At 61.9% G+C, this 16,528-nt stretch carries 19 protein-coding genes and 1 pseudogene; 4 read left to right on the forward strand and 16 right to left on the reverse strand.

Annotation, left to right across the window (positions count from 1 at the left end; all coding sequences use genetic code 11):
- Positions 1-72: 72 nt before the first annotated feature.
- Positions 73-531: a hypothetical protein gene (locus VXM67_RS07570; RefSeq protein WP_186599066.1), complete on the reverse strand. Its 459-nt coding sequence runs from the start codon at positions 529-531 to the stop codon at positions 73-75.
- Positions 532-887: 356 nt separating this feature from the next.
- Between VXM67_RS07570 and VXM67_RS07575 the strand changes: the two genes are divergently transcribed.
- A complete protein-coding gene (locus VXM67_RS07575) occupies positions 888-1,514 on the forward strand; it encodes a response regulator transcription factor (RefSeq protein ID WP_023379032.1) in 627 nt (208 codons plus the stop codon).
- 45 nt (positions 1,515-1,559) lie between these two features.
- Here VXM67_RS07575 and VXM67_RS07580 read toward each other — a convergent pair whose 3' ends face one another.
- The 8 genes and pseudogenes from VXM67_RS07580 to metG form a co-directional block, all read right to left on the reverse strand.
- A complete protein-coding gene (locus tag VXM67_RS07580) occupies positions 1,560-1,739 on the reverse strand; it encodes a PA3496 family putative envelope integrity protein (protein WP_023379033.1) in 180 nt (59 codons plus the stop codon).
- A 105-nt stretch (positions 1,740-1,844) separates the two neighbouring features.
- Positions 1,845-2,483 (reverse strand): endonuclease III, encoded by a 639-nt coding sequence (gene nth / locus VXM67_RS07585; protein ID WP_023379034.1) that lies wholly within the window; start codon positions 2,481-2,483, stop codon positions 1,845-1,847.
- Positions 2,480-3,007, reverse strand: a complete 528-nt coding sequence (locus tag VXM67_RS07590) for an Rnf-Nqr domain containing protein (protein WP_023379035.1) — start codon at positions 3,005-3,007, stop codon at positions 2,480-2,482. Before VXM67_RS07590 ends, nth begins: the two co-directional genes overlap by 4 nt.
- A complete protein-coding gene (locus VXM67_RS07595; RefSeq protein WP_367237580.1) occupies positions 3,000-3,602 on the reverse strand; it encodes an RnfABCDGE type electron transport complex subunit G in 603 nt (200 codons plus the stop codon). Before VXM67_RS07595 ends, VXM67_RS07590 begins: the two co-directional genes overlap by 8 nt.
- Positions 3,599-4,567, reverse strand: coding sequence for an RnfABCDGE type electron transport complex subunit D (locus tag VXM67_RS07600; RefSeq protein WP_367237704.1), 969 nt, complete (start codon positions 4,565-4,567; stop codon positions 3,599-3,601). The genes VXM67_RS07595 and VXM67_RS07600 overlap by 4 nt, the downstream gene beginning before the upstream one ends.
- Before the next feature lie 10 nt (positions 4,568-4,577).
- Positions 4,578-5,399 (reverse strand): annotated as a pseudogene (rsxB, locus tag VXM67_RS07605) (electron transport complex subunit RsxB); the annotation flags it as partial.
- Positions 5,396-5,944 (reverse strand): Rnf-Nqr domain containing protein, encoded by a 549-nt coding sequence (locus tag VXM67_RS07610; RefSeq protein WP_027907477.1) that lies wholly within the window; start codon positions 5,942-5,944, stop codon positions 5,396-5,398. The pseudogene rsxB and the gene VXM67_RS07610, both read right to left, overlap by 4 nt.
- Positions 5,945-6,014: 70 nt before the next feature.
- The gene (gene metG / locus VXM67_RS07615; protein ID WP_027907478.1) at positions 6,015-8,054 is read right to left on the reverse strand and encodes a methionine--tRNA ligase; all 2,040 of its coding nucleotides are present in this window, start codon (positions 8,052-8,054) and stop codon (positions 6,015-6,017) included.
- A gap of 155 nt (positions 8,055-8,209) precedes the next feature.
- On the opposite strand from metG, the gene apbC reads away from it, so the two are divergent.
- The gene (gene apbC, locus VXM67_RS07620) at positions 8,210-9,304 is read left to right on the forward strand and encodes an iron-sulfur cluster carrier protein ApbC (RefSeq protein ID WP_023379041.1); all 1,095 of its coding nucleotides are present in this window, start codon (positions 8,210-8,212) and stop codon (positions 9,302-9,304) included.
- Between the two features lie 189 nt (positions 9,305-9,493).
- On the opposite strand, the gene VXM67_RS07625 is transcribed toward apbC, so the two are convergent.
- A complete protein-coding gene (locus VXM67_RS07625) occupies positions 9,494-9,703 on the reverse strand; it encodes a cold-shock protein (RefSeq protein ID WP_003254922.1) in 210 nt (69 codons plus the stop codon).
- Between the two features lie 329 nt (positions 9,704-10,032).
- Here VXM67_RS07625 and dcd point away from each other — a divergent pair, with 329 nt between their 5' ends.
- Both dcd and VXM67_RS07635 read left to right on the forward strand, forming a co-directional pair.
- Entirely contained in the window at positions 10,033-10,599 is a 567-nt protein-coding gene (gene dcd / locus VXM67_RS07630; RefSeq protein WP_008096785.1) for a dCTP deaminase, read from the forward strand.
- A 97-nt stretch (positions 10,600-10,696) separates the two neighbouring features.
- Positions 10,697-10,924 carry a hypothetical protein gene (locus tag VXM67_RS07635; protein WP_023379042.1) on the forward strand — a complete coding sequence of 76 codons (228 nt, stop codon included), beginning with the start codon at positions 10,697-10,699 and terminating at the stop codon, positions 10,922-10,924.
- Positions 10,925-10,945: 21 nt separating this feature from the next.
- Here VXM67_RS07635 and VXM67_RS07640 read toward each other — a convergent pair whose 3' ends face one another.
- From VXM67_RS07640 to VXM67_RS07665, 6 genes are all read right to left on the reverse strand, one after another.
- Positions 10,946-12,061 carry a succinylglutamate desuccinylase/aspartoacylase family protein gene (locus VXM67_RS07640; RefSeq protein ID WP_367237581.1) on the reverse strand — a complete coding sequence of 372 codons (1,116 nt, stop codon included), beginning with the start codon at positions 12,059-12,061 and terminating at the stop codon, positions 10,946-10,948.
- A gap of 107 nt (positions 12,062-12,168) precedes the next feature.
- The gene (locus VXM67_RS07645) at positions 12,169-14,610 is read right to left on the reverse strand and encodes a penicillin acylase family protein (protein WP_367237582.1); all 2,442 of its coding nucleotides are present in this window, start codon (positions 14,608-14,610) and stop codon (positions 12,169-12,171) included.
- 231 nt (positions 14,611-14,841) lie between these two features.
- Positions 14,842-15,042: an SEC-C metal-binding domain-containing protein gene (locus VXM67_RS07650; protein WP_023379046.1), complete on the reverse strand. Its 201-nt coding sequence runs from the start codon at positions 15,040-15,042 to the stop codon at positions 14,842-14,844.
- A 7-nt stretch (positions 15,043-15,049) separates the two neighbouring features.
- Positions 15,050-15,526: an LEA type 2 family protein gene (locus VXM67_RS07655; RefSeq protein ID WP_023379047.1), complete on the reverse strand. Its 477-nt coding sequence runs from the start codon at positions 15,524-15,526 to the stop codon at positions 15,050-15,052.
- A 2-nt stretch (positions 15,527-15,528) separates the two neighbouring features.
- On the reverse strand, positions 15,529-16,005 hold the full coding sequence (locus VXM67_RS07660; RefSeq protein WP_027907481.1) for a YchJ family protein: 477 nt from the start codon (positions 16,003-16,005) through the stop codon (positions 15,529-15,531).
- 2 nt (positions 16,006-16,007) lie between these two features.
- A complete protein-coding gene (locus VXM67_RS07665) occupies positions 16,008-16,502 on the reverse strand; it encodes a DUF6231 family protein (protein WP_027907482.1) in 495 nt (164 codons plus the stop codon).
- Positions 16,503-16,528: the final 26 nt, after the last annotated feature.

Here is a 16,528-nt window from a genome sequence, read left to right on the forward strand (position 1 = left end):
TGCTGCCTTGAGCTGCACCAAAACCTCGGCTTCGGCCGGGGTTTTTTTTTGCGTTAATCGCGCCGCAGCACTTCAAGGCGCAAGTGCCGCCGTGTGCTTAGGAAGTGGTCCTAGAGTCAGGTTGATGGACTGATGTTTTTCCAGGTCCAGAAACAACCAGCTGCGCTCGGTGTCGTTGGGATACTCCAGCGCTTCGAGCACTTGCTGGCGTAGCATCGACTGCGCATGGGGTCCATGGAACATCACTGTTACTGGAGTGGGCGTGAAAACCTGGCTCGGGCTCAGTGGGCTCATCGCATGAGTGGCTGTTTCGCCAAGGGCGGTGTCGGGCACGTAGAAGGACTTGTAGTTGAAGTTCAACGTGAGAAAGAACAACGCGGTGAGGAAGAACGGAAAGGCGACGAGGAACCAGGTGTACAGGGTTTGACTGTCCTCGCTGAGGAAGGGCAGGGTGGCCAGCGCGGAGGCTTCGATGATGCCCGCGAAGACAGCGATTATGGTCAGCGGCGCGACAGGTTGAGCGTTGGGCATGAGGGTGGTCTCCTGCTGTTTTCTTCTCAATACCGCACTAAGTCAATCAACTAAAGAGTGGGGCTTTCCACGCTTGAAGCCACCTGCCGTTCAACCTGACGACGATAAGTTTTCGCTTGCATCCGCGCAGCGAAGTTTCACTCAAGTCGTGCGGATAGTTTCAACTGTTCAATTCCGAAGCAGCGCAGGTAATTTGTGATACGAAGAAGTTGAGTGAAAGTACAACCAACTTGTAGGAAATTTCTCCAATTGCTGTAAGTTCCATCTATTCGCGTATTCGAGCGGAAAATCGTAACGCAAGAGTTGTTCTGCTCGGTTATCTTGGCGCGTCAACGAAAATAATGAATGGATTTCGCATGAATAAAGTGCTTATCGTGGATGACCATCCGGTCATACGTTTGGCCGTACGCATGCTGATGGAGCGGCACGGCTACGATGTGGTCGCCGAAACCGATAACGGCGTGGCCGCCTTGCAACTGACGCGAGAACACCTACCGGACATCGTGGTGCTGGATATCGGTATCCCGAAACTCGATGGGCTCGAGGTGATCGCCCGCATGGCCTCGGCCAGTCCGGGAAGCCGAGTTCTGGTGCTGACCTCACAGGCACCAGGCCACTTCTCGATGCGTTGCATGCAGGCGGGGGCTTCGGGGTACGTGTGCAAACAGCAGGAGCTCACCGAGTTGCTCAGTGCGATCAAGGCCGTGCTGTCGGGTTACAGTTATTTCCCGAACCAAGCGTTGCACCCGTCGCGAGGAAGGGGAGGCGGCGCGACCGAGAGCGAAATGGTCGAGCGTTTATCCGCCCGGGAAATGATGGTGCTGCAGCAACTGACACGCGGCAAGTCAAACAAGGAGATTGCCGAAAGCATGTTCCTCAGCAACAAGACGGTCAGTACCTACAAGACTCGATTGTTGCTCAAGCTCAATGCCCGGTCGTTGGTTGACCTGATCGAACTTGCCCAACGGCATGGCTTGACCTGAGTGCCATGAAGCGGAAGGCCTCCACCAGGGAGGCCTTCCGGGGGACTACAGGTCGTAGTCGAAATCGGCCAACTGCTTTTGCAGGCGTCGCTCTTCCAGCAGGTTGTCAATGGTGCGGCGTTTGCTCAGGTTGGTCTTCGCGGTTTCTACCTGAGGTTCCGCTTCGTCGTCGGCGGTAGCAAATTCATCTTCGATGGACAGGTCGTCGTCTTTATCGGTGCTCATTGAGTCGCTCCAAGCCAAAGGGCCATTGGCGGTCCTTATAACGAGAAAGCTGAGCCCGGTAAAAAAGATTTTTTCAATCGTCAGCCCCCGTTTTTTGCTATCGACTCAATCGTCCGAAGTCTTGTGCTTGTACTCGCAAAGGTCTTCGATCCGACAGCTTCCGCAACGCGGCTTGCGCGCCTGACACACATAGCGCCCATGCAGAATGAGCCAGTGGTGGGCATCGAGCAGGTAATCCTTGGGCACGAACTTGATCAGTTTCTTTTCCACTTCCAGCACTGTCTTGCCGGGCGCGATGCCGGTGCGGTTGCTGACCCGGAAAATATGCGTATCGACCGCCATGGTGGGTTGCCGGAAGGCAGTATTGAGGACCACGTTGGCTGTCTTGCGGCCCACACCCGGCAGGGCTTCCAGGGCCTCGCGCGTTTCCGGGACCTGGCTGCCGTGGCGCTCGATCAACAGGCGGCAGGCTTCGATGACGTTCTTGGCCTTGCTGTTGTAGAGCCCGATGGTCTTGATGTATTCGCTCAGCCCCTCAACGCCCAGGGCATAGATGGCTTCTGGCGTGTTGGCCACGGGAAATAGCCGCGCCGTGGCCTTGTTGACGCCAACGTCGGTGGCTTGAGCCGAGAGGGTCACGGCTACCAGCAGTTCGAACGGTGTGGTGTAGGCCAGCTCGGTCTTCGGGTCCGGATTGTCTTCGTGCAGCCTGCGGAAGATTTCCAGGCGTTTTGCGGCATTCATGGGGCGACGCTTTCCTTCGGCGTTAAGGGCAGGGTTGGGCGAAGGCGATTGTACAAGGCCAACAGCATGCCGAGTATCAGCAGGGCGCCTGGGGCAAGGCTGGCCAGATGCAGGTTCAGGCCTTCACTCAGCCATTGGCGGGTGGCGCCCAAGAGTGTGCAGATCATAACCATACCGCTCAGTTGCCATACCCACTGTCGCCAACGCCCCTCCATTGGCAACAAGTTGTCCCACGCGATGCACGCAAGGCACAACAGCACCGGGTAGAAGCCCAGCGACTGGGCAATCGGCAAGGCCCAGGCACGCAGGCCAAGCTGCAGGCAACTGGTAAGGGCAGCGATCAGTAGCAGGCTTGCCAGCTGGTACGCCGCTGCGCTGAGCCGGCAGCGCAGAGGCGCCAGCAATGCCTGGTGAGCGAGCGTCAAGCCCAGCATACACAGCGCGATGCAGGCGCCTTGGGTCAACGTGCGGGTAGCCCCGAGCACGGGGAGCAGGCTGGCAGCCAGCCAGAAATAGTTATTCATGAACAGCGTCCTCGAGCAGCGTTTGCCGATGCTTGTCGAAGTAACTTAAGGCGTCCTGCAACGCTGCGATCACTGCCCGCGAGGTGACCGTGGCGCCCGCCAACTGGTCGAAATCTCCGTGGTCGCGCTTGAGCGCCCAGCGGTCCTTCAACTGCCGGTTGGCAAACTGTGCCAGCCAATCCACTTGCGGGTCGATGATTCGCGCGCCCAGTCCAGGGCTTTCCTGTTGTTCGAGTACCTGGCTGCCAATCAAGCGCCCGCCGGGGGCGATGGCGATGCTCAGCTGGATGACGCCGGAATAGCCTTGGGTCTCGCTGAGCAAGATGATAGCCGTCAACCTCGTGCCGAGCGTCGCCCGGTAGGCCGCGATGATACGGCTGTGCGGCTGCTCGGCTTCGGGTACCTGCAACGCGGCGGCCAGCGGACGGTTGTCATAGCTGCCTGCGGGCAGGATGACGAGCAGTTGACGTTCCTTCAATGCTTGCTCGGCTTGGGTGATCGCGGGTTGAGTCCAGTGGTGCCAGGCCAGTGTGGCTGACACGGCCAGTCCCCCAATGGCGATCAGCCAGGCTGTCGAGGCGATGAGGCGGTTCACGGCGAGGCCTGCGTGCGTCGCAAGCCAAGACGCTCAAGGCAGGGGACGGCAAGGTTCATCAGCAGGATGGCAAAGGCGGTGCCATCAGGGTAACTGCCCCACGTGCGGATAAGGTAGATCAACAGGCCCGCACCGAACCCGAACAGCAACTTGGCCAAGTCGCTCTTGGGGCCGGAGACAGGTTCGGTGGCAATGAAGAAAGCCGCCAGCATGGTCGACCCGGAGAACAGGTGAAGCAAGGGTGAGCCATGGGAGGCCGAGCCCGAGCCGTTCCAGCCCAGCAAGCTGAACAGCGCAAGCCCCGCGAGCAACCCCGTCGGCGTCTGCCAGCCGAACACCTTGCGCTGCATGAGCACGAGGCCTGTGAGCAGGAACGTCAGGTTGACCCACTCGATGCCGCGCCCGCCAAGGGTGCCGAAACCTGGATGTTGGGCGAACAGTTCGTCGATGGTCAGGCTGCGGTTGTGGCGCAGGCCGTCGAGGATGGTCGGTTGTGCCCAGGCATCGATGGGCTCGTTGGCCAACACCTGTTGCAGGCTGTCCAGAAGGCCGGGCGACTGCCCCGGCCAATGGTTCATGTGCAGCGGGAAGCACAGCAGTACCAAGGCGTAGCCGACCATGGCCGGGTTGAACAGATTGCGGCCCACACCCCCAAAGGCTTGCTTGCCAATACCAATGGCGGCGCTGGCGGCGATCACCGGAATCCACCAGGGCGCGTGGGTCGGCAGGGCGGCAGTCAGCAGCACTGCGGTCACCAGTGCACTGCCATCGGCCAGCGTCTCGGCGACGGGCTGGCCGCGCAATGCCAGCAGCGATGCTTCACAGGCCAGGGCTGCGCCGCAGCACAACAGCAAGCTCAACAATAGGCCCCAGCCGTGCAGCCAGAACAGTGCCAACAGGCCAGGCACGCAGGCCAGCAGCACCAGCCCCATGGCGTTGCGCATTCGCGGCTCAGGCGCTGCCATTTTCAGGGCCTGCCTGAAGCGCATCGAGGTGTTGCTGGGCCTGGTCAGCGGCAGCTTGCAACGTTTGCAGTTGAGCGAGCTGGTCGTCGCTGGGCGTTGCGCCAAGCGCGGTTCGGGCCTTGCTCAGCTGCGCCCGGCTCATGGCTGCGGCAATCTTGGCCTGTTTGAGTGCCGCATCATTGTTGGAGGCTTGCTGGGCTTGTACCCGTTCCATGGCCGCCTTGATCGGGTCGGACGCCCTTAGTGTGCTGTCAGGTGCGCTCGCGGCTTTGGCTGTATGGCGTGCCGCACGCTGGGCTTCGCGGCGGGCTTCATCGCGCAGCAGGCGGATCGCGCGCTGTTCATGGCGATGACGCGCCTGATCGCGACGCCGCTGGCGGTCCTGCAACTGCCTGGGGGTATGGGCCAAGCCACCGACTACCGGTACGACATCGGGCGGTACGGGGAGCATGTCGATGCAGTCGACCGGGCACGGGGCCAGGCACAGGTCGCAGCCGGTGCACTCGGCTGCGATCACGGTGTGCATCAGCTTGGCCGCCCCGACTATGGCATCGACTGGACAGGCCTGGATGCACTTGGTGCAGCCGATGCACTCCGCTTCGCGTATGAACGCCACCTGCGGTGGTGCGCTGCCACGCTGTGGGTCAGGCGCGATCACCGGGAGGTCCAGCAAGGAGGCCAGGGCCTGGATGGTTTCGCTGCCGCCTGGCGGACATTTATTGATCGCTTCGCCCGCGGCAAGACCTTCGGCATAGGGCCGACAGCCTGGGTGGCCGCATTTACCGCATTGGGTTTGCGGTAGCAGGGCGTCGATGCGTTGTATCAGACTCATTGTGTGAATAATCCGTTCAGGCCGGAGAACGCCATCGCCATGATCCCGGCGCCGAGCAAGTCGATGGGCAAGCCCCGCAGGCTGACCGGGATGTCGGCCTGTTCGGTGCGCTGGCGCAGGTCGTTGAACAGCGCCAGTGCCAGCCAGAAGCCAAGGCCAGTCAGTAGCGCACTGGTGGTGACCACCAGTGCGCCCTGGCCTTCGGCCGTCGCTTGTACCGACAAGCCTAGCAGTGGAGCCCCGGCTGGCATGAGCGCCGTTAGCGCGGTAACAGGCCAGTCTGGCCGTAACTTTGCCAGTACCCATTGCACCGCCCAACTCACCAGCGCGAGCCATGGAAGTAGCAGCAACAGTTGCAGATCCTGCAGTTGCCAGGGCACCAGCAGTACGCGCACCAGCAATTGCCCGCCAGTCACTCCCAGTAAGATCGCCAATGCGCACGCCATGCCAAGCACATGCACGTGCAGCCGCGAAGCGGGCTGGCGTTGAAGGGTCAGGAAGCTGATCAGTGCAGCGCTGACCAGAACCAGCATGTAGTCGTTCATGGGATGACGATAGCCGGGAAATGTCGGCCGTGGATGCAAATGCCCCGGCGGTTGAGCCGGGGCTGGGGCGTTACTTGATGCGTTGGCCTGGCTTGGCACCACTGTCGGGGCTGAGCAGGTAGATTTCTTCACCACCAGGGCCTGCCGCCATGACCATGCCTTCGGAAACGCCGAAGCGCATTTTGCGCGGCTTGAGGTTGGCAACCATCATGGTCAGGCGGCCTTCCAGCTTCGATGGGTCAGGGTAGGCCGACTTGATGCCCGAGAACACGTTGCGTTGTTCGTCACCGATGTCCAGTGTCAGGCGCAGCAGCTTGTCTGCGCCTTCAACCGATTCGGCCTTGACGATCAGCGCCACGCGCAGGTCGACGGCGGCGAAGGTGTCGAACTCGATTTCGGCCGACAGTGGGTCCTTGGCCAGTTCGCCGTTGCCAGCAGGGGCCTTGGCTTCGGCGGCCAGCAGGTCTTCCTTGCTGGCGGCGACCATGGCTTCGACCTTGGCAGGTTCGATGCGGCTCATCAGCGCCTTGAATGGGTTGAGCTTGTGATTTTCCAGGCGCAACAGGTGGTCATTCCAGGACAGCGGCGCGACGTTGAGGAACGCCTCGGCATCGGCGGCCAGTACCGGCAGTACCGGTTTGAGGAAGATCACCAACTGACGGAACAGGTTGATGCCCTGGGCGCAGATAGCCTGGACTTCATCCTGCTTGCCTTCCTGCTTGGCCAGCGACCACGGCGCCTTGTCGGCGATCCAGGCGTTGGCGCGGTCGGCCAGTGCCATGATTTCGCGCATGGCCCGACCAAAGTCGCGACCTTCGTAGGCTTCGGCGATCGATGGCGCCGCCGCCAGGAACGCTTCGGTCAGCTCGGGTGCGGCGTCGCCGGCAACCATCACGCCGTCATTGCCCTTGTGAATGAAGCCTGCGCAACGGCTGGCGATGTTGACCACCTTGCCGACCAGGTCGGAGTTGACCTTCTGCACGAAGTCTTCGAGGTTCAGGTCCAGGTCGTCGACGCCACGTCCCAGCTTGGAGGCATAGTAGTAGCGCAGGTATTCGGGCTGCAGGTGGTCCAGATAGGTGCGCGCCTTGATGAAGGTGCCGCGCGACTTGGACATTTTCGCGCCGTTGACGGTCAGGTAGCCGTGCACGTTGATGCCGGTTGGCTTGCGGAACCCCGAACCTTCGAGCATCGCTGGCCAGAACAGGGCGTGGAAGTTGACGATGTCCTTGCCGATGAAGTGGTACAGCTCGGCCTTGGAGTCTTCTTTCCAGAATGCGTCGAAGTCAAGCTCCGGACGGCGTGCGCAGAGGTTCTTGAAGCTGGCCATGTAGCCGATCGGCGCGTCCAGCCAGACATAGAAGTACTTGCCCGGCTCGCCTGGGATCTCGAAGCCGAAGTACGGCGCATCACGGGAGATGTCCCACTCCTGCAGGCCGGCGTCCAGCCATTCGGCGAGCTTGTTGGCCACTGCGTCCTGCAAGGTGCCGCTGCGGGTCCACTGCTGCAGCATGGCCTGGAAGTCGGGGAGCTTGAAGAAGAAGTGCTGCGAGTCGCGCAAGACCGGGGTCGCCCCCGAGATGGCCGACTTGGGGTTCTTCAACTCGGTCGGCGCGTAGGTGGCACCGCACTTCTCGCAGTTGTCACCGTACTGATCTTCGGCCGCGCACTTGGGGCAGGTGCCCTTGATGAAGCGGTCAGCCAGGAACATGCCCTTCTCTGGGTCGAAGTACTGGGTGACCGAACGGGTGGCAATGTGTCCGGCATCACGCAGGCGCGTGTAGATCATGCTGGACAGCTCGCGGTTTTCTTCGCAGTGGGTGGAGTGGAAGTTATCGAAGTCCACCAGGAAATCGGCGAAGTCGCTGCTGTGTTCGGCCTGGACGTTGGCGATCAGTTGCTCAGGCGTGATGCCTTCCTTCTCGGCGCGCAACATGATGGCCGAGCCGTGGGCGTCGTCGGCGCAGACATAGATGCACTGGTTGCCACGCAGTTTCTGGAAGCGAACCCACATGTCCGTCTGGATGTACTCGAGCATATGGCCAAGGTGGATGGATCCATTGGCATAGGGCAGGGCGCTGGTGACGAGAATCTGGCGTGGCTCGGACATGTTGGCTCGGCTACTTATCTGGCTCGGGTAAAAACAAGGGTGATCGGCAACTATAAAGGGCTGGGAAATATATTTCACCCTAAGGACGCATCTACTGACGATTGACGGGTTAGGATAAGCGCCTGTTTCACTTTCGTTTGCCAATGGGAGCCTCCATGAGTGCCGTCACCCGTGCCGCCGTCGAAGGCGTGCTTCGCCAGTACACCGACCCGTATCTGAACCTGGACCCCGTGAGCGCCGGCTGCGTGCGGGCCATCGACATCCAGGGCGGCCAGGTCAGCGTGCAGTTGCAGTTGGGGTATGCCGCTGGCCTGTTCAAGAATGGCTGGGCCCAGGTGCTGCAGACAGCGATTGAGAACCTCGACGGCGTCACCTCGGCCCAAGTGTCGATCGACTGCGTGGTGGCTGCGCACAAAGCCCAGGCCCAGGTGCCGGCCATGGCCAATGTCAAGAACATCATCGCCGTGGCGTCCGGCAAGGGCGGGGTAGGCAAGTCGACCACCGCGGCCAACCTGGCCCTGGCACTGGCCCGTGAAGGCGCCCGAGTGGGCATTCTGGATGCCGACATCTATGGCCCGAGCCAAGGTGTGATGTTCGGTATCGCCGAAGGTACGCGCCCGCAGATCCGCGAGCAGAAGTGGTTCGTACCGATCAAGGCCCATGGTGTGGAAGTCATGTCCATGGCGTTCCTGACCGACGACAACACACCGATGGTCTGGCGTGGCCCGATGGTCTCCGGCGCGCTGTTGCAACTGGTGACCCAGACCGCCTGGGACGACCTTGACTACCTGGTGATCGACATGCCGCCCGGCACGGGCGACATCCAGCTGACCCTGGCTCAGAAGGTGCCGGTGGCCGGTTCAGTGATCGTCACCACACCTCAGGACCTGGCGTTGCTGGACGCCAGGAAAGGCGTGGAAATGTTCCGCAAGGTGAACATCCCGGTATTGGGTGTGGTGGAAAACATGGCCGTGCACATTTGCTCGAACTGCGGCCACGCCGAGCACCTGTTCGGTGAGGGCGGCGGTGAGAAACTGGCTGCGCAGTACGGTGTCGACCTGCTGGCCTCGTTGCCGTTGTCGATGCTGATTCGCGAACAGGCAGACAACGGCAAGCCGACGGCCATCGCCGAGCCGGAAAGCCAGATCGCCATGGTTTATCAAGAGCTGGCTCGCCAGGTGGGCGCGCGGATCGTGCTGCAGGAAGCGGCTGCACCGGCGATGCCGAGCATCACCATCAGCGAAGACTGAGGTTCGCTCAGGAGGCTGCGCGGCAGGCGCCGGTTTGCCGGCGATCACCGACGCGGCCACCACCAAGCAGCGCGCCAGCGCCTGCAAGCACCGCGACGATTTTCCGATCACTGCAGTAGCAGTGTGATCCAGGCATAAAAAAACCCGCCAGATGGCGGGTTTTTTTGAAAGCGAGGAAGCGAGATCGACTTAGGCGATCTGAACTTCTTCAGCCTGCATGCCTTTCTGGCCGCGGGTAGCGACGAAAGTAACAGCCTGGCCTTCTTTCAGGGTTTTGAAGCCGTCAGCTTGGATGGCTTTGAAGTGCACGAACAGGTCGTCGCCCGACTGAGGGGTGATGAAGCCGTAGCCCTTCTCATCGTTGAACCACTTAACAACACCGGATTGACGGTTGGACATGTTTCTGTCTCCTTGGACAAAGTTGATTACGGTCAGGAAAAACCCTGGCCGGGACTGAGCGCAAAGAGAGCAGAAAATTCAGCGATGGGTCGATAGGAATCGTGCATCAAACTAGAGATTCTCGGTGTCACGTGCAGCACAGTGGCGTCACCTTAACCCACTTTCCACGACCTGCCAATCACCAAGATGGCCTTTGTCGAAATTCAGATCGACGGCCACCGTAGGCCCCGTCTGGCGCGGGGTGCGGCATGGAACTTTAACCTGAGCGCGTGGACCGGTAAGATGCGCATCTCGATTTTCACCTCGCAACCCTTCAGGACACCCCCGCCATGAGCATCAAATCGGACAAGTGGATTCGCCGCATGGCGCAGGAACACGGCATGATCGAACCGTTCGTCGAGCGCCAGGTGCGCGGCGAGCAGGACAGCCGGGTGATTTCCTTCGGCGTCTCCAGCTACGGCTACGACGTGCGCTGTGCCGACGAATTCAAGGTGTTCACCAACATCAACTCGGCCACGGTCGACCCGAAGAACTTCGATGCCGGTAGCTTCGTCGACGTCAAGAGCGATGTCTGCATCATCCCGCCAAACTCCTTTGCCCTGGCGCGCACGGTCGAGTATTTCCGTATTCCACGCAACGTACTGACCATCTGCCTGGGTAAAAGCACCTATGCCCGTTGCGGCATCATCGTCAACGTCACCCCGCTCGAGCCTGAGTGGGAAGGGCACGTGACCCTGGAATTCTCCAACACCACTACCCTGCCGGCGAAAATCTATGCCAACGAGGGTGTGGCGCAGATGCTGTTCCTCGAGTCCGACGAAGAATGTGAAGTGTCCTACAAGGACCGCGGCGGCAAATACCAAGGTCAGCGCGGCGTCACCCTGCCGCGTACCTGAGTCGACGAGCGCGGGGAATTCCTTGCGCCTTTGGCACTCCAACGAGGTAACCGTGCCGATGCGCGTGAGGCGCATCGGCTCTGCTCAGGAGCTGTCAATGAAACTCCATCCCGCGATCAGTGCGAAGCTGGCTGTGCTTGAGCCTAATCAGATCGGCCTGCTGGCGTGGTCATTGCTGGCGCACCCGCTGCCGATGCAGGCGGGCGGTGTGCCGCATCAGCCCGACCCTGATACTCCGCAGCCGCCCGACCCTGGTGAAGGCCAACCCATGGAGCCCGGCGAGCCAACCTTGCCCGACGAGCCACCGCCTTCCCCCGTGGCCTGACACCCGGCTGCCTGAGCGTGCTCAGTTGGCCAGCATGTAGCCGCTGCGCACCACCTGTTCCCCCGCGACATGGGCGATAACCATGCCGGCGGTTGCCATACGCCGCACACTGCGGGCGTACAGCAGCCCCGGCTGACTGTTGCGGATCGGCGTGACCCGGTCATTGAGCGGGTCGATGACTTCTGCGATCAATTGGCCCGCTTGCACATGCTCTCCCGGTTTGGCGTGGTACACCAGTAGCCCGCCCAGCGGGGTGTGTACCGGTTCAACGGCCGCCAGGGGAGTGGCCGGGCGGGGCAAGGCCGGCAGCGGCGCGCAGGCACCTTCGACAACCCCTTTGTAGGTCAGGTAGTCGAGAATGGCCTGGCAATCCTTGCTGGCCAGTTCATGGCTGACGTCGGCTTGCCCGCGCAATTCGACGGTGACCGAGCAATTGCCCAGTGGAATCGGATAGCGCTTGCCGAAGCGTTGTTGCAATTGCCACCAGACCAGGCTGAAGCATTCATCGAATGACTGGCCCCCGGAGTCGGTTGCCAGCAGGCTGGCCTGCGCTCCCAGGTAACGGGCCAGAGGCTCGACCTGCGGCCAGGCTTCCGGGGTGGTGTACAAATGTTCGACCGCTTCGAAGTCGCAATGCAGGTCCAGCACCAGATCGGCATCGCAGGCCAGGCGCTGCAGGGTCAGACGCAATGACTGCAGGGGCGTTTGCGCCGGATGTGCGTCCAAACCCCGGCGCAGGTATTCGCGGATCAGCGCGACATTGTGCGCAGGATCCTGGCTCAGGTGTTGTTCGACCTGGTCGCCGATGCTGTCCGACAGGTCGACGAACTTGCGGTTGAAATTCTCGCCACTTTGCAGCTCGAAGCGCCCCAGCGGGGCGTCCAGCAGCACCTGTTCCAGGCCGACCGGGTTGGCCACCGGCACCAGAATGATCTCGCTGCGCAGGCGGCCTTGCTGTTCCAGTTCGGCCAGCCGACGCTTGAGGTGCCAGGCCACCAACATGCCCGGCAGCTCGTCGGCATGCAGCGAGGCCTGGATATACACCTTGGTGCCACCGCGGGGACCGAAGTGGAAACTGTGCAACTGGCGAGTGATCCCCGGCACCGGGGAAAGCAGGTCATGGGTCGAGTGGTGCATGGTGGTCCTGGCTACGTGGCGAAAACGGTCTGCGACACGGGTCGGCACAAAAATAGAAGCATAAACTGCGCGGTTGCGCCTGTCCTGGACGCCACCGCGTGATCCATCTACTTGCCAGGGACCAGCGTCAGACGTTGGTTGCCGTACACCCGGGCGAAGTTCTGCGGTTGCATTGGCAGGCTGGTGAATCGACCTTTGAACCAAGCGTCCAGGCCGTCACTGTAATGCCTGCTGGCCGGGTTGCCGGATTGCCCATTGCTGGTCAGCACCTGCAGCGGTTCGGCCTGGCCAAAGTCGACGATCAGGCGGGCAGACGCCGGAAGCCGGGTATCGAAGTCGTTACCCCAGGCGTAAGGCGTCAGCGCCAAGGTGCTGAAGTCGCCTCCGGCGGCCAGCGGCGGGCGGCTGAGAGCATCGCCCAGGCCATGGTAGGCCGTGCCTGGCCAGCGATACTGGTGCAGTTTGCCCCACTGCCAGGCGCGACGGTCCGCACCCAGTTGCGCTATACCGGCATCCACCGCCGCCGCCAGGCTGCGCGCGAGAATGGCCGGTTTGTCTTCTTTTTGCGGGGTGTTGCGATCGTCCCAGAACGGGCTGTCTTCGCGTCCCAAGAGGTGATCGGCCTGGGCCGAGTAAGACAACCGCGCATTGCCGACGAAGGCGTGCCAGACGGCGCTGGATTCCGGGCCGAGGTCGTCGAGGAAGGTCTGCCGGGCAGCTTCCTGAAGGAACAGTTCATACAGCGCCGCATCGGCCGATACCGGGCTCAGGCGGCCATCGAATGCCTTGAGCCGCGCCAGGGCATCGCGGGCTTTCTCGCGCTGACCAGCGGGCAGGGCGTCGATGGCCTGCTTGAGTGGTTGGGCCATGCCTGGCGCGTCGAACATCTGCTTGAGCTTGTCGGCCAGCAGCGTGACTTGGTCGTTTTGCAGCGCCATCAGGCTGCGGCTGTCATGGCGACCATTGCCGGCCAGCTGAGCGAGGCGTTCGGCGCGCTCTGGGTAATACCAGGTGTTGGACAGTTGCATGCCATAACCGCGTGGCTGACTGCGCTGGTTGGCGTGGCCAAGCCAGCCGGCGGGTGGGTCCTGGTCGTAGGGGTGCAGCATCGGATCGGCGAAGCCGTCCCAGTCGTAGCGTCCGTCCCAGCCGGGCGATGGCAGCAGGCCCTGACCTTCGCGGCGGTTCGGGTATCGACCGCTGACCTGCCAGCCGATGTGCTCCGCTTCGGCGAAGACGAAGTTCAGAGCGACGGCTGTGACCTCGCGGGTGTTGTCGAAGGCGCGTTCCACCGAAGGCGCGCGGGTCAGGTCGAACAGCGCGTCGAGACTGCGGTCGCCCTTGAGCTGTGGCAGATTCAATGCCAAGCCCAGCGTAGCGTTGCCAGGTTGGGCGAGCAGGGTACCGTGGCGGGTGTCATACATGATTTCGCGCAGCGGGCGTTGGCCACGGACGAAGAAGGTTTCGCTGCGCGCGCGGGCAGCTTGCCACTTGCCATCGGCCAGGTAGTTCAGTTGGTTGCCCTGGCGGCGCAGCTGCTCTATGTACAGGTCCTGGTTGTCGGCCATGACCGCGCTGCTGCTCCAGGCCAGTTTGCCGTTGTAGCCTGCCAGCACGATGGGCAGGCCGGGCAGCGACAGGCCGGCGACTTGATACTTGCCAGTGTGGATCTGCACTGGGGTCAATGCCCAGGCTGCGCGGCTATCGCTGGCCAGCAGGCTCTTGCCACTGCGGCTGCGTTGCGGCCCCAGGGCCAGGTTGGCCGAGCCTGGGCTGCCGAGCAAGTCAAGGTCGGCAAGCTTTTGACTGGCCGCGGTCAGGGGCGCCAGGCCCGGTAGCTGACTGGAAATGTTCAGGCCTTTGAGCTTGTCGAGTTCGGCCTCGGCCAATGGTTCGTCCGCAGCGCCAGGCAACAGCCAGTGCAGCTTGTCGTTGCCGACCTTCTGCGCCAGGGTCAGGGCGCTCAGTTCTTCCTGCAGGTTTACGGACTGGCTGAAGGCGTACAGGCTGAAGATCAGGGCTGAGTCTTCGGGTTTCCAGTACTCCGGCCGGTAGCCGCTGTTGGCCAGGTTGGCAGGAAGTTTGTCGCGGTAGCGGAAAAGATAGGCATTGACCCCGCGTGCATAGACTTCGAAGAAGCGTTTCAGACGTGGTGAGGCGTCTGCATACAGTTGGGCTGAGCTTTGCTTGAGGTTGGAGGCCCGCATCAGGCGGTCGATGTCCAGCGCATCGCTGCCGGCCAGTTCGGCAAGGCGGCCTTGGGCGAGCAGGCGCATGGCCAGCATCTGTTCGATGCGATCGCCAGCGTGAAGGTAGCCCAGGCTGAACAGTGCGTCGTGGAAGTTGCTGCTTTCGATCAGTGGCGCGCCCATGGCGTTGCGTCGAACCGTGACATTCTGTGCCAAGCCTTTGAGCGGCTGGACGCCAGTGGTCGGTGGGACACTGTCTTGGTAGCCGCCCATCTGGCAACCGGCGAGTCCGAGCATGCCGAGCAGGGTGGCAGCCATCGTGAGCCGCGGGCGGAAGGGTGGAAAGGCGGGGGCGGCCATGACAAGGCTCCTGCTAGGTATGGCGGGGGGTTGGAAGGCGCTTAAGGTAGCATGCCGGTAGATTTTTCAGCGGGTTCGAGATCGAAAGGTGCCGGCGCGACGCATCGCGAGCAAGGCGCGCTCCTACAATCCCTTCGCACCTCGTTCACGGTCGAATGACTGTAGTGCGCGCCTCGCTCGCGATGCCGCCGTTCTAGGCGGCGCTAGAAAACCCAAGACCTGCTTGGTACTTCACGCACCGTGGCACTTCTTGAACTTCTTCTGGCTACCGCATGGGCATGGGTCGTTGCGACCGACGTCCTTGAGCGCATTGCGCACCGGCTCCTGGTGGCCATGGTTGCAGTGCGGACCGTGTACATGGCCGTGATCGTGGTCATGATGATCGTGACCGTGGTTGCAGTCCGGGCCATGAACATGGGGTTGTTGAGTCATTGCAGGGTTACTCCGGTTTGAGATCGCCGGGCATTATCTCACCACTGCGCGACAAGTGCAGGCTTCGGAAGATGAGCAGCCCGGTATTGAGCTCGCCCTGCAGGGTGTAATGCAGCGGCTCACCACTCTTGAGCAGCTTGGACAAGGGTTTGAGGTGTTCCCACAGGTTGGTGCGAGCCGTGATCTTGAAGGTCCGCCGGGCATGGCCGCCGACGCTGCGCCACAAACTGGCCTCATCTTCGACCAGCAGCAAGTTGTTGAGCCGCACCGAGTAATCGAGGTTGCGGATGAACAGGCGGCTGTCATTCGGGTTGTCGATGCGCACATGCAGCACGAACTCCTGTTGAAGCAACCTGGCCTTCACGGTCTCGACCTTGACCAGATGCACTTGAGGATCGCGCCAATCGCTGCGCCACCAGCCGGCACAGCCCGCCAGCAACATCAGCAACGCACTGAGTACGGACAGGCGGGCCAGGGCGAGCATGTTCAGCTACCCACGTAACTGGCGCAGCATTTCTTGAATTTCTGCCCGCTGGCGCAGGGGCAGGGGTCGTTGCGTCCGGCCTTGAGCCCGACGGTCGGGTCGATGAAGTACCACCGTCCGTCATGCTGTACGAACGCCGAACGCTCGCGATGCTGGTGGTCACCCTCCTGGTCATGCCAGCGCGCCGTGAAGGTGACGAAGCCGTGCTCGGGCTGGCCACCCAATACCTCGGCACTTTCCACCTCCAGACCCAGCCAGGTGCTCTGGGCGCTCCAGGCAGCCATGGCCGTGCGGTCCAGGCCCGCCTGCTGGGCAGGCAGGGTGGTGGCCACCAGGTAGTCGATCAGGCCCAGCACATAGGCGCTGTAGCGCGAACGCATCAGCGTCTGTGCATCCGGCGCCGGGGTGCCGGCATGGTAATGCCCGCAGCAGGCATCGAGCAGGTTGCCGCTGCCGCAAGGGCAAACCGAGACACTCATCATCACCACCAGTACTTGCCAAAGTTTTCAGGGTTGGCCCAGAACTTGGCGTTGAGCCAGTCGGGGACCTGCTTGTAGTCATGTAGATCATAGGTGAACAGGCTCAATACCTGTTCATCGCGGCGGAATTTCTCGCTTGCCGACAGCGCCAAGGCAAAGAAGTCGGTGTCTTGCCAGCCACATACCGACAGGTCGGCCAGCACTGCCACTCGACTGGCATTGAGGTTGCGAATACCGCCCAGCAACTCCAGACCGACACGCTTGGGCAGGTGCTCCAGGCAGTCCACCAGCACAGCCAGGTCGAAACGTTGGGCCGCAAGTTCGGCAGGTAGCGGGCCGGCGGCAGCGGTTTCTATCCGTACCTGGGGATGCGCCTGGGCAAAGGCCTCCAAGGCCGGGAAACGCGTGCCGACCAGCAGCAGACGTTGCGGGGTGAAGCGCTCTAGCAGGGCCGCCAGGGCTTGTTGCGGGGTGCGTTGGGAAAAACCGTCGGTCATTGCCAATCCTCATTCTGGTCGTCCAA

Source organism: Pseudomonas sp. Rh2 (genome assembly GCF_040762985.1).
Taxonomy (GTDB): domain Bacteria; phylum Pseudomonadota; class Gammaproteobacteria; order Pseudomonadales; family Pseudomonadaceae; genus Aquipseudomonas; species Aquipseudomonas taiwanensis.